Annotated in this window: 17 protein-coding genes; 9 read left to right on the top strand and 8 right to left on the bottom strand. The window is 63.5% G+C overall.

Translation table 11 applies throughout. The annotated features are described in order from the left end of the window. Window positions 1–3: 3 nt before the first annotated feature. Complete coding sequence (locus tag ASG84_RS05195) at window positions 4–621, bottom strand: TetR/AcrR family transcriptional regulator (protein ID WP_200936501.1); 618 nt, start codon at window positions 619–621, stop codon at window positions 4–6. A gap of 84 nt (window positions 622–705) precedes the next feature. Here ASG84_RS05195 and ASG84_RS05190 point away from each other — a divergent pair, with 84 nt between their 5' ends. After that, entirely contained in the window at window positions 706–2,058 is a 1,353-nt protein-coding gene (locus tag ASG84_RS05190) for a cytochrome P450 (protein ID WP_057475952.1), read from the top strand. Window positions 2,059–2,060: 2 nt separating this feature from the next. Here the strand turns inward: ASG84_RS05190 and ASG84_RS05185 are convergent, their stop codons facing one another. The 3 genes from ASG84_RS05185 to ASG84_RS05175 form a co-directional block, all read right to left on the bottom strand. Then, on the bottom strand, window positions 2,061–2,924 hold the full coding sequence (locus ASG84_RS05185; protein ID WP_057475951.1) for an alpha/beta fold hydrolase: 864 nt from the start codon (window positions 2,922–2,924) through the stop codon (window positions 2,061–2,063). A 43-nt stretch (window positions 2,925–2,967) separates the two neighbouring features. Further along, window positions 2,968–3,264: an antibiotic biosynthesis monooxygenase family protein gene (locus ASG84_RS05180; protein ID WP_057475950.1), complete on the bottom strand. Its 297-nt coding sequence runs from the start codon at window positions 3,262–3,264 to the stop codon at window positions 2,968–2,970. A 68-nt stretch (window positions 3,265–3,332) separates the two neighbouring features. Then, on the bottom strand, window positions 3,333–4,709 hold the full coding sequence (locus tag ASG84_RS05175) for an NAD-dependent succinate-semialdehyde dehydrogenase (RefSeq protein ID WP_057475949.1): 1,377 nt from the start codon (window positions 4,707–4,709) through the stop codon (window positions 3,333–3,335). 240 nt (window positions 4,710–4,949) lie between these two features. Between ASG84_RS05175 and ASG84_RS05170 the strand changes: the two genes are divergently transcribed. Continuing rightward, window positions 4,950–7,187, top strand: a complete 2,238-nt coding sequence (locus tag ASG84_RS05170; RefSeq protein WP_057475948.1) for an NADP-dependent isocitrate dehydrogenase — start codon at window positions 4,950–4,952, stop codon at window positions 7,185–7,187. Window positions 7,188–7,361: 174 nt separating this feature from the next. Here the strand turns inward: ASG84_RS05170 and ASG84_RS05165 are convergent, their stop codons facing one another. Further along, a complete protein-coding gene (locus ASG84_RS05165) occupies window positions 7,362–8,255 on the bottom strand; it encodes a LysR family transcriptional regulator (RefSeq protein WP_057475947.1) in 894 nt (297 codons plus the stop codon). A gap of 82 nt (window positions 8,256–8,337) precedes the next feature. On the opposite strand from ASG84_RS05165, the gene ASG84_RS05160 reads away from it, so the two are divergent. The 3 genes from ASG84_RS05160 to ASG84_RS05150 are packed head-to-tail and all read left to right on the top strand — an operon-like array spanning window position 8,338 to window position 11,410. Next, a complete protein-coding gene (locus ASG84_RS05160; protein WP_057475946.1) occupies window positions 8,338–9,750 on the top strand; it encodes a CitMHS family transporter in 1,413 nt (470 codons plus the stop codon). Continuing rightward, window positions 9,747–11,099 carry an acyclic terpene utilization AtuA family protein gene (locus ASG84_RS05155; protein ID WP_235581538.1) on the top strand — a complete coding sequence of 451 codons (1,353 nt, stop codon included), beginning with the start codon at window positions 9,747–9,749 and terminating at the stop codon, window positions 11,097–11,099. The genes ASG84_RS05160 and ASG84_RS05155 overlap by 4 nt, the downstream gene beginning before the upstream one ends. Continuing rightward, complete coding sequence (locus ASG84_RS05150; RefSeq protein WP_057475944.1) at window positions 11,096–11,410, top strand: AtuA-related protein; 315 nt, start codon at window positions 11,096–11,098, stop codon at window positions 11,408–11,410. Before ASG84_RS05155 ends, ASG84_RS05150 begins: the two co-directional genes overlap by 4 nt. On the opposite strand, the gene ASG84_RS05145 is transcribed toward ASG84_RS05150, so the two are convergent. Continuing rightward, window positions 11,407–12,240, bottom strand: a complete 834-nt coding sequence (locus ASG84_RS05145) for an adenylate/guanylate cyclase domain-containing protein (RefSeq protein WP_057475943.1) — start codon at window positions 12,238–12,240, stop codon at window positions 11,407–11,409. The two genes, ASG84_RS05150 and ASG84_RS05145, sit on opposite strands and share 4 nt — an antisense overlap. After that, window positions 12,237–13,217, bottom strand: coding sequence for a GlxA family transcriptional regulator (locus ASG84_RS05140; protein ID WP_057475942.1), 981 nt, complete (start codon window positions 13,215–13,217; stop codon window positions 12,237–12,239). The genes ASG84_RS05145 and ASG84_RS05140 overlap by 4 nt, the downstream gene beginning before the upstream one ends. A gap of 125 nt (window positions 13,218–13,342) precedes the next feature. Between ASG84_RS05140 and ASG84_RS05135 the strand changes: the two genes are divergently transcribed. From ASG84_RS05135 to ASG84_RS05120, 4 genes are read left to right on the top strand one after another with little or no spacing between them, the layout of a single operon-like run. Continuing rightward, window positions 13,343–13,975, top strand: a complete 633-nt coding sequence (locus tag ASG84_RS05135; protein WP_057475941.1) for an isochorismatase family protein — start codon at window positions 13,343–13,345, stop codon at window positions 13,973–13,975. Window positions 13,976–13,995: 20 nt separating this feature from the next. Beyond that, window positions 13,996–14,415 carry an EVE domain-containing protein gene (locus tag ASG84_RS05130; protein WP_235581537.1) on the top strand — a complete coding sequence of 140 codons (420 nt, stop codon included), beginning with the start codon at window positions 13,996–13,998 and terminating at the stop codon, window positions 14,413–14,415. A 12-nt stretch (window positions 14,416–14,427) separates the two neighbouring features. Next, on the top strand, window positions 14,428–15,414 hold the full coding sequence (locus ASG84_RS05125; RefSeq protein ID WP_057475940.1) for an alpha/beta fold hydrolase: 987 nt from the start codon (window positions 14,428–14,430) through the stop codon (window positions 15,412–15,414). 7 nt (window positions 15,415–15,421) lie between these two features. Then, the gene (locus ASG84_RS05120; RefSeq protein ID WP_057476007.1) at window positions 15,422–16,078 is read left to right on the top strand and encodes a nitroreductase family protein; all 657 of its coding nucleotides are present in this window, start codon (window positions 15,422–15,424) and stop codon (window positions 16,076–16,078) included. Between the two features lie 22 nt (window positions 16,079–16,100). On the opposite strand, the gene ASG84_RS05115 is transcribed toward ASG84_RS05120, so the two are convergent. Then, window positions 16,101–16,391, bottom strand: a complete 291-nt coding sequence (locus ASG84_RS05115) for a hypothetical protein (protein WP_057475939.1) — start codon at window positions 16,389–16,391, stop codon at window positions 16,101–16,103. Window positions 16,392–16,451 lie beyond the last annotated feature (60 nt).

Raw genomic sequence — 16,451 nt, 5'->3', positions numbered from 1 at the left:
ACCTCAGCGATGCGCGGTGGCGATGAACTGACGGGTTGCGGCGTCGACGATGTCCGAAGGGTTGATGTCTATTTCGTCGTTCAGCCAGGCGATCACGAGTTCAGCGAGTCCACCGATGAACAGCAGGCCGTTGATCTCCGACTGCGGTTGAGGGAAGGCCTGTTCACCGTAGAGTTCGCGTGATTGTTCGGCGACAAGATGGGCGAAAGCGCGCATGGACTTTCGTCGGTACGTCCGGAGTGAGTCGACGGCCAGCGATTCGATCATCGCGACGCGGCCCTTGCGCGGGTCCTCGGTGAGCACATCGACGAACGCGGCGATGGCGTTGTGTGCCTGTTGCTCGACCGTGGGTGCGGGGGAGTGCAGTGCGTCCAGGGCCTTGGCTCGAATCTCGTCGGATATCGAATCCACTACCTTTTCGAGGAGATCGTCTCTGCTGCTGAAGTTTTCGTAGAAATACCGCTCGGTAAGCTTGGCGTGCGCGCAGATGGCGGTCATGGTTGCGCCCTTGGCTCCAGCTGCTGCGAACACCTCGAGCCCGGCATCGAGCAGACGGGCACGACGGTCGGCAAGGCGATCGTCTGCGCTCATGCCGTTGTAGCGGCGCGTGGTGGATGCCATGGATAGATCTTGACAGAATCACGGGTGTGACGCAGACTACATTTCATCTGACAGGACGCCCTGTCAGATTGATGGAGGTCGACAATGTCTCGTGCTCTTGCTGCTCCGCCTGCTGATTCGACGCTGCAACCGGTGTTCGGCGATGGAGGTCTGCCTGTTGTCGGCCACACCCTCGAATACATTCGGAACCCTCTGAAGCTGCTGGGGAGTCGGTGGGAGAAGTACGGCGAGGTGTCCTGGCTGACCATGGCCGGCCAGAAGTGGATCACCGTTCTCGGTCCGGACGCGTGCCAGCAGGTGCTGCAGAACGCGGACAAAGCATTCGTCAACGGTGACGGATGGTCCCTGCTGATCGGACCGTTCTTCCACGGCGGGCTGATGCTGCTCGACTCGGAGGAGCATCTCCGGCACCGCCGAATCATGCAGCAGGCGTTCACTCGTGATCGGCTCACCAAATCCGTCGACGCATTGAATCCCGTTACAGCAACAGGATTGGACGCGTGGCAGAGCGGACGCGACGTCCAGGTATATCCGGCGCTCAAGGCTCTCACGCTCGAGGTTGCGACGAGCATCTTCATGGGCGGTGCGGAGGGAACGACCGACGCCGACATTGCCGAGATCAACGCGAGTTTCATTGCCTGCGTGCAGGCCGCCACGTCGATCGTGCGCTACCGCGTTCCGGGTACTCGGTGGAAGCGAGGGTTGGACGGCAGGGCTGTGCTCGACGACTTCTTCCGCCGCTACTTACCGGCTCGGCGTGCCACCGAGACCGACGATCTCTTCTCCGTCCTTTGCCATATCGAGGGGGATCATGGCGAACGTTTCTCGGACGACGAAGTGATCGACCACATGATCTTTCTGCTGATGGCGGCCCACGACACGTCGACCATCACGCTGTCCACGATGATGCAGTACCTCGGGCAGCATCCGCAGTGGCAGGACAAGTGTCGCGCCGAGTCGGAGGCCCTCGGCACCGATGCGCCGACGCTCGCTCAACTCGACGAACTCCCCAGCGTCGATCTGGTCATGAAGGAATGTCTGCGATTGGTCTCGCCGACCCCGGTGGTTGCCCGCCGCGCGATCAAAGATACCGAGGTGCAGGGCAAGTTCGTTCCCGCCGGAACGTATGCGTCGGTGGCACCGCACTTCACACACCACATGGAGCAGTATTGGCCCAACCCTGAGCAATTCGATCCCGGCCGATTCGCCGCCGACCGACGCGAGGACAAGGTCCATCGCTATGCGTGGGAGCCGTTCGGCGGCGGCGTGCACAAATGCATCGGCATGTTTTTCGCCGGCGCTGAGATCAAGACGATCATGCACCACCTGCTGCTGCGGTTCGACTGGTCGGTCGACCGCGATTACGTTGCACCACTGAACTTCACGTCGCTGCCCTTCCCGGAGGACGGGCAGCCCGTGCAGCTGCGGCGGCGGTAGACCTAGCCGGCGCGGTCGGTGAGCCAGCCGATGATGTTTGCGGTGACCTCGTCGCGGTTGGTCTCGTTGAGGATTTCGTGGCGGGCACCGGGGTAGAGGGTGACCGTCACGTCGCTCATACCGGCCTCTCGGTAGCGAGAGGCCAGCGTCTCGATCAGCTGGCCACCGCCGGCCAGTGGATCGTCGGTTCCCGAGGTGATGAGCAGCGGAAGGTCGGATCGGATCTGCTCGAGGTTGTGTGGATCGGCGAGCTTCTCGGCTTCACCGAACAGTGCAGGAACCGTCGACTCCGGCAGGTCGAAGCCGCAAAGCGGGTCGGCGACGTACGCGTCCACTTCGGCCTCGTCGCGCGAGAGCCACTCGTATCCGGTGCGGTGCTCGAAGGCGGCGTTGAACACGCTCAGGTCGCCGGCGGGGGCGTCGGCCATTCCGGCGGCGAGGATGTTCAGCGTGGTCGAGCCCGACAGCACCACGCCCTCGTACAGATCGGATCGCTCGATCAGAACATGCTGCGCGGCAAACGAACCCATCGAGTGAGCGAACAAGAACAGCGGCAGATCCGCGTACTCGCTGAGCAACGATTCGCCGAGCTGCTCGATGTCGGCCCACAGGCCGGCGAATGCGGCAGCCCCGAAGTCACCCGGTGTGTCGACGATCGACTCTCCGTGGCCGCGATGATCGGAGGCGACGACATGGAATCCGGCATCGTTCAGCGCGGCGGCGAAGCGGGCGTAGCGGCTGCCGTGCTCGGCAAGTCCGTGCGCGATCTGCACGACGCCCCGAGCCGGGTCGGCCGAGGTAGCCCAGGTATAGGTGCTGATTTCGATGTCGTCCTGCTTGGATACGAACGACGAAGCGTTGGCCACGAAAATCTCCTCGGAGCGGCGATGGGGATTTCGAACTTATCTCCTAGGCCGTCGATATCGATTCGAAATGCTCGACGACGGGGAACGGCTCGTAGAAGTGATGCAGGAGCGTCTTCCATTCCTGATACTTCTCGGATTGTCGGAAGCCCTCGGTGTGGTCCTCGAGGCGTTCCCACGTCACCAGCAGTAGGTAGACATCGGGCTGCTCGAGGCCACGCGAGAGTGTCAGATTTACGAACCCCGGCATCGAGGCGATGATCGACTTCGCCTCGGCGAAGGCGGCCTCGAACTCGTCGGTTCGACCAGGGGCGACGTGCAACAGGGCGTGTTCGACGATCATCGAGACAGTATGACCGCGACACGACGATGCTCCCCGGGCATCTGCCAGGGGAGCATCGTCGAACAGTGCTACTTCGCGGAGACGCGCACGAGCTTCTTGTTCACGAACTCGTCCATGCCCCAGGGGCCCAGCTCGCGGCCGACGCCGGAGCGCTTGACTCCGCCGAAGGGCAGGCCGGGCAGCGTGGTGCCGTGTTCGTTGACGAAGGCCATGCCCACTTCGAGCTGCTCGGCCACGTCCCGGGCCTTGTCGAGGTCGGCGCTCCACACCGAGCCGCTCAGGCCGTAGGGCGAGGAGTTCGCCAATTCGATTGCCTGCTGCGGGCTTTCGACCTTGTAGATCACGCCGGCCGGCCCGAACAGCTCTTCGCTGTACGCGCGCATGTCCGGGGTGACGTCGGTCAGCAGCGTCGGCTGCACGTATGCACCCGGGCCGTCGATCTTCTTGCCGCCGGTCAGTAGCGTCGCGCCCTTCGCGACGGCGTCGTCGATCTGCTCGATCAGCGTGTCGGCGGCGGTCTGCGACGACAGGGGTCCGAGAGTCGTCTTCGCATCCAGCGGGTCGCCGGTCTGCACGGCCTCGAACGACGCGACGAGCTTGGTGACGAAGTCGTCGTAGACGTCCTCGGCCACGAGGATGCGCTTGGCGGCGTTGCAGGCCTGGCCCGCGTTGGACAGCCGCGCCCGGGTTGCGGACTCGACCGTTGCATCCATGTCGTCGGAGTCGAGCAGGATGAACACGTCCGATCCGCCGAGCTCGAGGACGACCTTCTTGAGGTTGCGTCCTGCAGTCTCGGCGACAGATGTTCCGGCCCGCTCGCTACCGGTGAGCGAGACACCTTGCACGCGAGAATCGGCGATCATGTCCGCGATCTGGTCGTTGGTCGCGAAGATGTTGATGTACGCGTCCCGGGGGAGTCCGGCCTGCTGGAAGATCTCCTCCATCAGCAGCGCCGACTGCGGGCAGTTGGGCGCATGCTTGAGCAGAATCGTGTTGCCCACCATCAGGTTCGGGCCGGCGAACCGCGCAACCTGGTAGTACGGGAAGTTCCACGGCATGACTCCGACGAGTGCGCCCACCGGCTTGCGCTGCAGCACAGTGTCTTCCGCGCCGGGGACGTCGAGCTTCTCGTCCTCGAGCAGCGCGGGGCCGTGGTCGGCGTAGTAGCGGTAGATGTTCGACGACAGCTCCACCTCGCCCTGGGATTCGGTGAGGGGCTTGCCCATTTCGAGCGAGATCGTGCGAGCCAATTCATCGGAACGCTCGGTGTAGAGATCGGCGACCTTGTGCAGGATTTCCGCGCGGTGCTTCGGTGAGGTCTTGCGCCAGGTCTGGAAACCGGCGTGTGCATCGGCGAGTGCGCGCTCGACGCCGGCATCGTCGAGAGTCTCGAATTCCTTGACAGTTGTGCCGTCGGCAGGATTGACAGTCTTGTAGGTCGTCATGCTTCGGTCAACGCTCGGGAAGGGCGTCATTGTTCCGATCCGGGCAAAACGGATGCTCCGATGGTGGTCAGAGGCGGGCCGGGGCGGGGTCGCGAAATCCTTTGAGCGCCCTACTGGTCGGTAACTTGGAACCGTTGACGGAGTGATACCCCACTGCCCCGCACATCGGCGGGTTCAAAGATTAAAGTCGACGGTGGACGCATCCAAAAGACGACGTTGAAACTGAGGCAAAGGCGAAACATGACTGCGAAGAAGCCGACCATTATCTATACCTTGACCGACGAGGCGCCCATGCTGGCGACTCACGCGTTTCTGCCGGTCATACGTTCTTTCGCCAGCGCGGCCGAGATCAACGTCGAGTCGAGTGACATCTCCGTTGCCAACCGCATCCTCGCCGAGTTCCCCGATTACCTGAACGAAGACCAGCGAGTGACCGACAACCTCGCCGAGCTGGGCAAGCTGACGCAGCTGCCCGAGACCAACATCATCAAGCTGCCGAACATCAGCGCGTCGGTGCCGCAGTTGCTCGCGGCCGTCAAGGAACTTCAGGACAAGGGCTACGCGATCCCGGACTTCCCCGGCAACCCGAAGACCGACGAAGAGCGCGAGATCCGCGACCGGTACACCAAGTGCCTCGGCAGCGCGGTCAATCCTGTTCTGCGTGAGGGTAACTCGGACCGCCGCGCGCCGAAGGCCGTCAAGGAGTTCGCGCGCAAGCACCCGCACAGCATGACCGAGTGGTCGATGGCGTCGCGCACCCATGTCGCGCATATGCGCGAGGGCGATTTCTACCACGGTGAGAAGTCGACGGTTGTCGACGGCGACCGTGAGGTCAAGATGGAGCTCATTCCGGCCGACGGCGAGCCGATCGTGCTCAAGGAGAAGGTCTCGCTCACCGACGGTGACGTCATCGACTCGATGTTCATGAGCAAGAAGGCGCTTCTCGATTTCTACGAGGCCGAGATGCAGGACGCCTACGAGACCGGCGTCATGCTGTCGCTGCACGTCAAGGCGACGATGATGCGGGTCTCGCACCCGATCGTCTTCGGCCATGCCGTCCGCGTGTTCTACAAGGACGCGTTCGCCAAGCACAACGAGATCTTCGAAGAGCTCGGTGTCAACGTCAACAACGGTTTGTCGGATCTCTACACCAAGATCGAGACGCTCCCGGCATCGAAGCGTGACGAGATCATCGAAGACCTGCACAAGTGTCACGAGACCCGTCCGGAGCTCGCGATGGTCGACTCCGCTCGCGGAATCTCGAACTTCCACTCGCCCAGCGACGTCATCGTCGACGCATCTATGCCCGCGATGATTCGCGCCGGCGGCAAGATGTGGGGAGCGGACGGGCGTCCCAAGGACACCAAGGCTGTGAACCCGGAGTCGACCTTCTCCCGGATCTACCAGGAGATGGTGAACTTCTGCAAGACCAACGGCCAGTTCGACCCGACGACGATGGGCACCGTTCCCAACGTCGGCCTGATGGCGCAGAAGGCCGAGGAGTACGGCTCGCACGACAAGACGTTCGAGGCACCGAAGGCCGGTACTGCCAACATCACCGACATCGCCACCGGCGAGGTGCTGCTGACGCAGACCGTCGAAGAAGGCGATATCTGGCGTCTGTGCATCGTCAAGGACGCTCCGATCCAGGACTGGGTCGCGCTCGCCGTACGCCGCGCTCGTGAGTCGGGAATGCCGGTCGTCTTCTGGCTCGACCCGTACCGCCCGCACGAGAACGAGCTCATCGGCAAGGTGCGCAAGTACCTGAAGGATCACGACACCGAGGGCCTCGACATTCAGATCATGTCGCAGGTGCGCGCCATCCGGTACACGATGGAGCGTCTGGTCCGCGGACTCGACACCATCTCCGCAACGGGCAACATCCTGCGCGACTACCTCACCGACCTTTTCCCGATCCTCGAACTCGGCACCAGCGCCAAGATGCTCTCCATCGTTCCCCTGATGGCCGGCGGCGGACTGTACGAGACGGGTGCGGGTGGTTCGGCTCCCAAGCACGTCAAGCAGCTCATCGAGGAGAACCACCTGCGTTGGGACTCGCTCGGCGAGTTCTTGGCACTGGCCGTGAGCCTCGAGGATCTGGGTATCAAGACCGGCGACGTCAAGGCGACCATCCTCGCCAAGGCACTCGACGCCGCGACCGGCAAGCTGCTCGAGAACAGCAAGGGCCCGTCGCGCTCGACCGGTGAACTCGACAACCGTGGCAGCCAGTTCTACCTCGCGCTGTACTGGGCGCAGGAACTCGCTGAGCAGACCGAGGACACCGAGCTGGCCAAGCACTTCGCGGCGCTGGCGAAGACGCTGTCGGACAACGAAGACAAAATCGTCGCCGAGCTCAACGAGGTCCAGGGCAAGGCAGTCGACATCGGCGGCTACTACTACCCCGACCCCGAAGCCACCGCTGCAGTGATGCGTCCGTCGAAGACGTTCAACGAGGCGCTGGAGTCGGCGAAACAGTAGTTCGTTTCTGCCTGACCTCCCCATCGAATGAATGGTCCATTCACGCGCTCAGACGTTGTGAATGGGCCATTCATTCGTTCCAGGGCGGCACCAGATTTCGGTCCACAGCCCGCCCGCCCCTCCCATTTGGGATCAATGCGCCTTTCAGTCGCTCAGATGAACTGAATGCGACATTCATCCGTTCGGGGGCGGCACCAGAACACTCAGGAACGCCGAACAGCTTGCACTCTGCCGTCGCCCCGGCAACTGGACTACTGAGATGGTCCGGTGGATCGTCGGCTCGATCGGCAGGTAGACCAGGTTCGCGAACGACATCATCGGCACCACCAGCTCCGGGATGACGGTGATGCCCAAGCCGGCAGCGGTCAGGCCCGCGACGGCGGCCACGTTGTGCGCTTGAACCGATGGTCCGACGTCGACTCCCGCGCTTTCCAGGGCCGATCGTACGTGCGACGAGATGCTCGATTCGGGACCGAATGCGATGAACGGCTCGTCGGCGAGGTCGGTCCACAACAGGCTCTTGCGTTGTGCAAGAGCATGATTCGGCGGTAGCGCGCAGACGAATGCATCTGCGCTGATCGTCGTGCGCATCAAATCGTTCGCTCGTCCCGAAGCCGCCACCACTGCGAAGTCGACCGAACCGTCGCGGACGGAGGCCACCACGTCGTCGCGCAGACCATCCTTGATGTGCACCGAGACGTCGGGGTGGGTGCGACGAAACTCGACGATGTACGGGGGTAAGAAGATCGCCGCGATCGACGGCAAGCATGCGATCGTCACGGTTCCGCGGTCGCCCGAGACGAAGCGTCCGATCTGCTCCAGGCCGTCATCGAACTCGAGCAATACCCGACGGGCATAGGCCGTCACTTCGTGGCCGTCACCGGTGAGGTCGACGCTGCGGGTGGTGCGCACGAACAGCCGCACGCCCAGACGGCGTTCCGCCTCGGCGACGGTACGGCTCAGGTTCGGTTGAGAGACCTGCAGCCACGCCGCCGCCGCGGTGAAGCTCGCATGATCGGCGAGTGCGACGACGGCACGCAGATGTGCAATGCCCAGGTTTATGCCCACAGTGCATGAATGTATACCCAACTGATGTTGGACGGCGTAAGTGATCTGGACAACACTCGTCGTATTCGATGAAGGAGATCACATGCTGTCACTGCTCGGCTTCGGGACGATTGCCATCATTCTGCTGCTGTTGTTCACCCAACGCGTCGCGGCCATCGTTGCGCTTGCGGGTGTCCCGCTCGCCGCGGCGTTCCTGGCCGGCAACTCGCCGTCCGAGGTAGCAGGTTTCGTCAAGGACGGGCTCGGCGGCGTGGTCGGCGTTGCGGCCATGTTCCTGTTCGCGATCGTCTTCTTCGGGATCATGCGCGACGCAGGTCTGTTCGATCCCCTCATCGCGCGCATCGTGAAGTGGGCAGGCAGCGCGCCGCCCACCGTCGCCGTGGCCACGACGGCTCTCGCGTTGGTCGCCCATCTCGACGGTGCGGGTGCGGTCACGTTCCTCATCGCCGTTCCTGCGATGCTGCCGATCTACGAGCGCCTCGGCATGAGCCGGCTGGTGCTGGCCACCTGTGTCGGACTCGGTGCGGGCGTGATGAACATCGTTCCCTGGGGCGGGCCGACGGCGCGAGCGGCAGCAACATTGGGCGTCGACGCCAACGAGCTGTGGGTTCCGCTGATTCCGGCGCAGATCGCCGGTGTGGTGTTCGCGTTGGCCATCGCGTACTACCTCGGACGCCGAGAGCGGACACGGTTGGCGAAGGTCGCAGCAGGTGATGTCAAGGCCGAGGTGGAGGAGTCGACAGCACGCGTCGGACAACGAATCCCGGTACCCGCTACCGGCGGAGCAGACGAGCCGGCCTCAGCCGGCTCGGGCGGTGACGAGACCCCAGGAGAGCTCGACAAGCCCGACGAGCCCAGCCTGCTACGTCCGAAATTGTTCTGGGTCAACGTCGTTCTCGTTGTCGCGACACTCGCCGCACTGATCGCAGCCGTCGCGCCTCCGGAGACCTGCTTCATCATCGCGACCATCGTTGCGCTCCTGATCAATTACCCGGGCATGAAGGCGCAGTCCGCACGCATCGAGGCGCATGCCGTCGGCGCGATGCTGATGGTCGGCACGTTGCTCGCCGCCGGTGTCCTGCTCGGTGTGCTCGACGGCAGCGGCATGATCGAATCGATGGCCGTCAGCGCCGCCAACGTAATTCCAGACTGGATGGCACCGGCACTTCCGCTCATCGTCGGGGTGTTCGCGGTACCGATGAGTTTGATCTTCGGCCCCGATGCGTACTACTTCGGTGTGCTGCCGGTGCTCATCGAGGTCGGCGACCAGTTCGGTATCAGCGCAATCGATCTCGCTCAGGCGTCGATCATCGGTGAAGAGACCGTCGGCTTCCCGATCAGTCCGATGACTGGCGCGTTCTACCTTCTCGTCGGTCTCGCAAAGGTCGACATCGGCAGGCACATCCGGCATACCTTGGGGTGGGCATGGCTGGTCAGCCTCGGCATGCTCGGCGTCGCCTTCGCGACAGGCGTCATCCCGGTGTGGGTATCGTGAGCGCCCCGGGAACCGTCCGATTGGGCGCGGGCGCAGGGTTTGCCGGCGACCGTATAGACCCCGCCCAAATCTTGGCCGAGCGCGGCGAGCTCGACTATCTGATCTTCGAGTGCCTCGGAGAGCGGACGGTTGCGACCGGGCAGGCGCGAAAGCTGCTCGATCCCGCGGTGGGCTACGACCCGCTCCTGGCAGCGCGCATGCGCGCAGTACTCGGCGCGACCACTGAGCAGGGCATCACCGTTGTCACCAACTCCGGAGCCGCGAATCCTGTTGCGGCAGCGGCCGTCGTCGCGCAGGTGTCAGAGCAGGTGTGCTCGCGTCCTGTGCGCATCGCTGCCGTCACCGGCGACGACGTGCTCGACGCGGTGCGCCGCATCGATCCGGTGGTGTGGGAGACCGGACGCCCGCTGTCGGAGCATTCCGAGGAACTGGTCTCGGCCAACGCCTACATCGGGGCCGACGCGGTATTGCCCGCACTCGACGTCGGGGCCGATGTGATCGTCACCGGCCGTCTTGCCGATCCAGCCCTGTATCTCGCGCCCCTGATGCACGAGTTCGGTTGGGCCGGGCATGATTGGGAGACACTCGGCGCAGGGACGGCCGTCGGACATCTACTCGAGTGCGCAGGCCAACTGACCGGTGGCTACTTCGCGGACCCGGTCACCAAGCCTGTGCAGGGTCTGGCGAATCTGGGCTTCCCGTTCGGGGACGTACATGCCGACGGCACAGCCGAATTCGGGAAGGTTACCGGCACCGGCGGCGAACTGACGGTGCGCACGTGCGCCGAGCAACTGCTCTACGAGGTCGGCGATCCCGCCGGATACCTGACGCCGGACGTGACGGCAGATTTCACCGGAGTCTCTTTCGAAACCATCGGGCCCGATCGGGTGGCGGTGTCCGGGGCGACAGGCAGGACACGGCCTGAGGAGCTGAAGGTGACCCTCGGATTTCGCGGCGGTTGGCTCGGTGAGGGTCAGATCAGCTACTCCGGGCCACGCGCCCTGCAGCGCGCGCAGCTCGCCGGAGAGATTGTGCAACAACGACTGTGGGAGGTGCACGGCATTCCGGCGGAGAACGTGGGCATCGAGTACATCGGAGCGGGCGCAGCATTCCGCGGGCTTGCTGCCCACACCGATGTACCCGAAGTGCGACTGCGCGTCACTGCAAAGGTGTCCGACGCGGAGACAGCGGCGTTGGTGGGGTGGGAAGTCGAGAGTCTGTACACCAACGGCCCGGCCGGCGGAGGTGGTTCACGGAGCAGCAGCAGTGAGGTTCTCGCGATCAGATCATGTTTGATTCCACGAGCACAGGTCACGACCGCCGTACACACCACGGAGGTGACGGTATGAGGACTGTCGATGATCTCGCCGACGTGCGAACCGGGGACAAGGGCGACACCCTCATTCTTGCGGTGTTCCCGCGGACCGAAGAAGACTACGAATTACTGTCCCGCGAACTGACCGTCGATGCTGTTACCACGCACTTCGAACCGCTGGTCACCGGCGAGGTCCGCCGCACTGCAATGCCTCTGGTCTCCGGGTTGGTGTTCGAGCTACCCGGCGTGCTCGGTGGGGGAGTGACGGGGAGCCCGGTTCTCGACGGGCATGGCAAGTGCCTGAGCTACCACTTGCTGAGTATGCCTGTGGCCGAGCAGCTCTAGTCGAGCTGCTTTACCTCGGTGTTGGGCAGCACCGGTAGCGCAATCGGATACAACTGGAAGCTTCCGCTCATTCCTTTCAATTCGACTTCACGGGGCAGGCCTAGGGGCAGATCGGCGGCCGTGCTGATGGCATTGCGCACCGGTTCGCTGATCAGAATCTCACCGCCCTCGGCCTGCCCCGCAACCCGTGCCGCCATGGCCACGTTGAGGCCGAACAGGTCGTCTCCTCGACGCACCGAGCTGCCGACATGCACGCCCATACGCACGCGGATCCGGTCCCACCGATCGGGATTGTTCAGTAGTGCTTCTTGCACTTTCACTCCGCAGCGCACAGCTTGGCCGGGGTCGGAGAAGGCGAGCATGTAGCCGTCGCCTTGGCTCTTCACCACATGTCCGCCGTGATCCGCGACGTGCTTGCAGATCAGTTTATTGTGCTTTTCGAGCAGCTTTACCCAGCCACGATCGCCCAGTTCCTCGTTGCGTGCGGTGGACCCCTCGATGTCGGAGAACATCACCACGATGTCGCCGTCGGCGGTCATGCGTGCCAGATCGGGGCGTTCTACCTTCGCCCAGCCGGCGAGATCCTCGACGGAGTTGCGCACTGTTGCGCCGAAGCCCTTGTTGATGAGTAAGTCCGTGGTGTGGAAGGCAGTTCTGATCGCAAAGGGCACCAAGCCGCGTCGCTTACGGCGCTGCTGTGATTCGAGAGCGCGGTCGAGTGCTCGACGCGTGTGCTTCAGCTTGCGACGCGACGCGATCAACACCACGCCGAGGGCGATGATGGCGGCGAGCTCTACTCCGGCAACTATCCACAGGATCACGTCGCTCATCCTTGCCTGTCCAAGGCCTCTGCGGGCGCACAACCGACGGCGAATTGCCGTCGATAGGCCGTCGGTGTCACCGCGAATGCCGAGCGGAAGTTCTGACGCAGAGTGACAGCGCTGCCGAATCCGCACAGGGCGGCAATGTTCTCGATGCTCCGATCGGTTGTTTCGAGCAGGCTTCGAGCTTCCTCGAGGCGTTTGTCCAGCACCCAACGAGCCGGGGTGGACCCTGTCTCGAGCTGAAACTGACGGATGAAGCTGCGTCGGCTCATGCGCGCATGCTCGGCCAGTCGTTCGATGGGTAGCGGCTCGGCCAGTCGTTCGAGTGCCCAGCTCTGTGCGTCGGCGATCGCAGTATCTCCGGACGCCTCGATGACCGGCCGTTCGATGTATTGCGCTTGACCGCCGTCACGATGCGGTGCGACCACCAGACTGCGCGCCACCCGCGTCGCTGCCGCCGAACCGAGGTGTTTGCGCACGATGTGCAGGCAGGAATCGATCGACGACGCGGTTCCCGCGGAAGTCATCACGTCTCCGTGATCGATGTAGAGAACCGACTCGTCGACGCCTGCGTGTGCGTTTCGCTCCCGCAGCTCGGTCATCTTGGTCCAGTGTGTGACGGCGGGGCGGCCTGCGAGCAGCCCGGTGTCTGCGACGGCAAACGAACCGAGACACAGACCCGCGATCTCTGCGCCTCGCGCATGTGCTCCGCGGAGTGCGCTCGAGAAGTCAGTTCCTATGTGCGGCAACGACTCCGGCCATGATGTCACGATGACGATGTCGGCCCAGTCGACAGTGCTGGGACCCGCGATCTCACCGATGGGAAACCCTTCCTCGGTGCGGATCGCGCCTGGTTCGTCGGACCATACTCGCGTCTCCCAATCCGGTGCGAGGCCGAGTCGGGTCACCTCGCCGAACACCATCAGCGGCGCGGCGAGGTGAAACATCGTGATGCCGTCGAACACGTAGAGCGCTATTCGCATGGCCGGCTCCGATCTCGAACGTTGGCGCAAATCAATCGAAAGTATGCATCCGTGCCACTCGTGAACGCAAGATCAGCACCGGAGTATGAGTATCGACCGAGAACGCCACTTGAAGGAGAACGCCCATGACTGCACCGCGTAGAGCCCTCATCGTCATCGATGTCCAGCAGGAGTACTTCGAGGGAGTGCTGAAGATCCAGTACCCGCCTCGCGACGAGTCGTTGGCCAACATCGTCCGCGCTATCGAAGCCGCTGCGGCGCACGATGTTCCCGTTGCCATCGTGCAGCACGAAATGCCGGAAGGTGCGCCCGCTTTCGTCAAAGGCACTCCGACATACGAACTGCACCCGGACATTCAAGCCGTCGTGCAGCCGTCTTTCGAGCGGGTCGAGAAGAAGTACAGCAGCGTGTTCGCCGGGACCGGAGTCGCGAAGTGGCTGCAGAGCAACAACATCGACACCGTCACGATCGTCGGCTACATGACCAACAACTGCGACCTCGCCTCCAGCGCCGACGCCGAGGCGCTGGATCTGACCGTCGAGATTCTGTCCGACGCCACCGGTGCCATCAACCTCTCCAACGAGGCAGGCACGGTCTCGGCCGAGCAGCTGCACAAGGCATTGATGGTGCTCTACCAGTCGAACTTCGCAGCGGTGGCAACGACGGACCAGTGGGTCGACGCGGTCAAGAACGGAAACGAGCTGACCGCAAGCAATCTGGTGGTCTCGGCAGCTCAGGGCAACGACGCGGTGGCCTGACGCTCGGTACGCTGGCTGCGGTGACGGCACGCGCGATTACCGACCAAACGCTCGGTGCATGGGTGATCAAGTGCAATCCACACACGACCGATCTTGCACCGATGGTCGACGCCCGACGTGCGCACGAGAACTGGTGCGTCGCCGACAACTACCGAACGCGTTTGATGAAACCCGGGCAACCCGTGCTGTTCTGGGTCAGTAGCCATCCACGACGCGGGATCTGGGGTGTGGGTCGGTTGACCGGCACCCCGGTCCCCGGCCCACAGTGGAAGGTCTCGACGAACATCACGCTGTTCGATGAGCCGATCCCCGCGTCGGATATTCGGTCCATAGAGGAGCTGTCGATGCTGGAGGTGCTTCGATCGCCGCAGCAATCCAACCCCTCGTGGGTCGACGCCTCCGCGTGGGCAGTGATCCGCCAGATGCTGCCTCTCGAATGATGTGATGGCGTCATGACACTGGAGGACGAGCCGACACTGCACGGAATGTTGGATGTAGGGGATGGTCAGCGCATCTACTGGGAGCAATGGGGCTCGTCCGACGGCGTCCCGGCGGTCTATCTGCACGGCGGACCAGGCGGGACCCTGAACGCCAGTCAGTTTCGTCGCCACTTCGACCTGTCCCGTGTTCGGGCCGTCGGATTCGAGCAACGGGGGTGTGGACGGTCCACCCCACACGCGTCGGACTCCTCGACGTCGTTGGCCACCAATACAACCGCTCACCTGATTGCCGATATCGAAGCCTTGCGTGAGCACCTCGGCGTCGAGGCGTGGATCGTCAACGGCGCGTCCTGGGGATCCACCCTCGCTCTTGCCTACGCCCTCGCCCATCCGGCGAGGGTTCTCGGCATCGTGCTCGCGTCGGTCACGACGACCAGCCGCGCCGAAGTCGACTGGATCACCGAGGGCGTGGGTGCGGTCTTCCCGGAAGCATGGGATCGTTTCGCTACCTTCGCCGAGCAGGCCGGTGTCGGCTATCGACGGGGTGAGGGCCGTTTAGTCGACGCGTACGACCGTCTGTTCAACTCACCCGATCTGCAGTTGCGGGACAGCGCATCTCGGGAATGGGCACTGTGGGAGGACGTCCACATCTCGATCGGCACGGATGGCGTTCGGCGTAATCCTCGGTGGGACGACGACCGGTTCCGATTGGCCTTCGTGCGGCTCACCGCGCACTACTGGTCGCACGACGGGTTCTGCGATCCTCCTCTGCTCGATCGTGCCGGTGGTCTGGTCGATATTCCGGGCGTCATGATTCATGGTCGAAAAGACATCTCGGGACCCGCTGTCACTCCGTGGCATCTACACCGGAAATGGGCAGGGTCGACACTCGTCGTCGATGAGGGGGACGGGCATGGAGGCATGTCCATGGCGGCGCGCTGGGATGCAGCGAACGAAGAACTGGTCGATCGGGCCCGGAGCAGAGCGAATGGTGCATGATCGAGAGGTGACTTCTTTCCCGATTGTCGACCTGACTGCCGACGAACTGCTGACCACGACGCGCACCGTCCGCAAGCGTCTCGACCTGACGCGGCCGGTTCCGATGGAACTGATCAAGGAATGTCTCGAGATCGCGCTGCAGGCCCCGTCCGGGTCGAACAAGCAGGGTTGGCAGTGGATCGTCGTCACCGATCCTGATCTTCGTGCCCGCATCGGCGCCATCTATGGCGAGCTGTTCGCCGCATATCAGGCGTCGAAGCATTCCGCGTCCGCTTTGTTCGCCGACGATCCGGAACGCGCATCGGTGCAGAAGCGCGTCGGCGACAGTGCCGGATGGCTCGGCGAGCACATGGGTGAGGTTCCGGTGCTGTTGATCCCGTGCATCCAGGCAGGTAAGACGCTTCCGGCCGGCAATCAGGCCGGTTTGTGGGGCTCGCTGTTGCCCGCGGTGTGGAACTACGCCCTGGCCGCGCGCGCCCGTGGGCTCGGGACGGCATGGACCACAATCCATCTCGCTCGCGAGCGGGAGATATCCGAGCTACTCGGCATCCCCGAGGACTTCCATCAGGGCGCGCTCATTCCGACGGCGTACTACACGGGCGAGACGTTCAAGGTCGCTCCGCGCGATCCGATCGAGACAGTGCTGCACGTCGATCGCTGGTAGGCGCATCGGCCAGGCGCAGCCATCAGACGAGCGTCTCCACGTGGATTAATTCGGTTCTCGCCACTACCCGGCGATGCACGTCGGCAAGCGCAAGGCGCTCGGGGTCCTCCATGTAGGCCTGCAAGGCCGAATCATCCGGTAGGTGGATGACCTGGACCTCGAGTGGTCCGTCTCCCGGGTCGATGCGTCGAACCCTGCTCACCACTTCGCCGCCGTACTTCGGAATCAGGTTCAGCACCGTGTCCTCGTAGCGGGTGAGCGCGTCTTCTTGTCCCTCCGACGCCCACAGCAGCACACACAGCTTCAGGTTCATGACGCGAGACGGTACCGGACGCCAAGACGCGAACCTGGTCGATCACGCATGCCCCCGCTC

It is taken from the genome of Rhodococcus sp. Leaf278, from assembly GCF_001426085.1.
In the GTDB taxonomy this organism is placed as follows: Bacteria; Actinomycetota; Actinomycetes; order Mycobacteriales; family Mycobacteriaceae; genus Rhodococcoides.
This window is presented reverse-complemented; position numbering and strand designations above follow the sequence as displayed.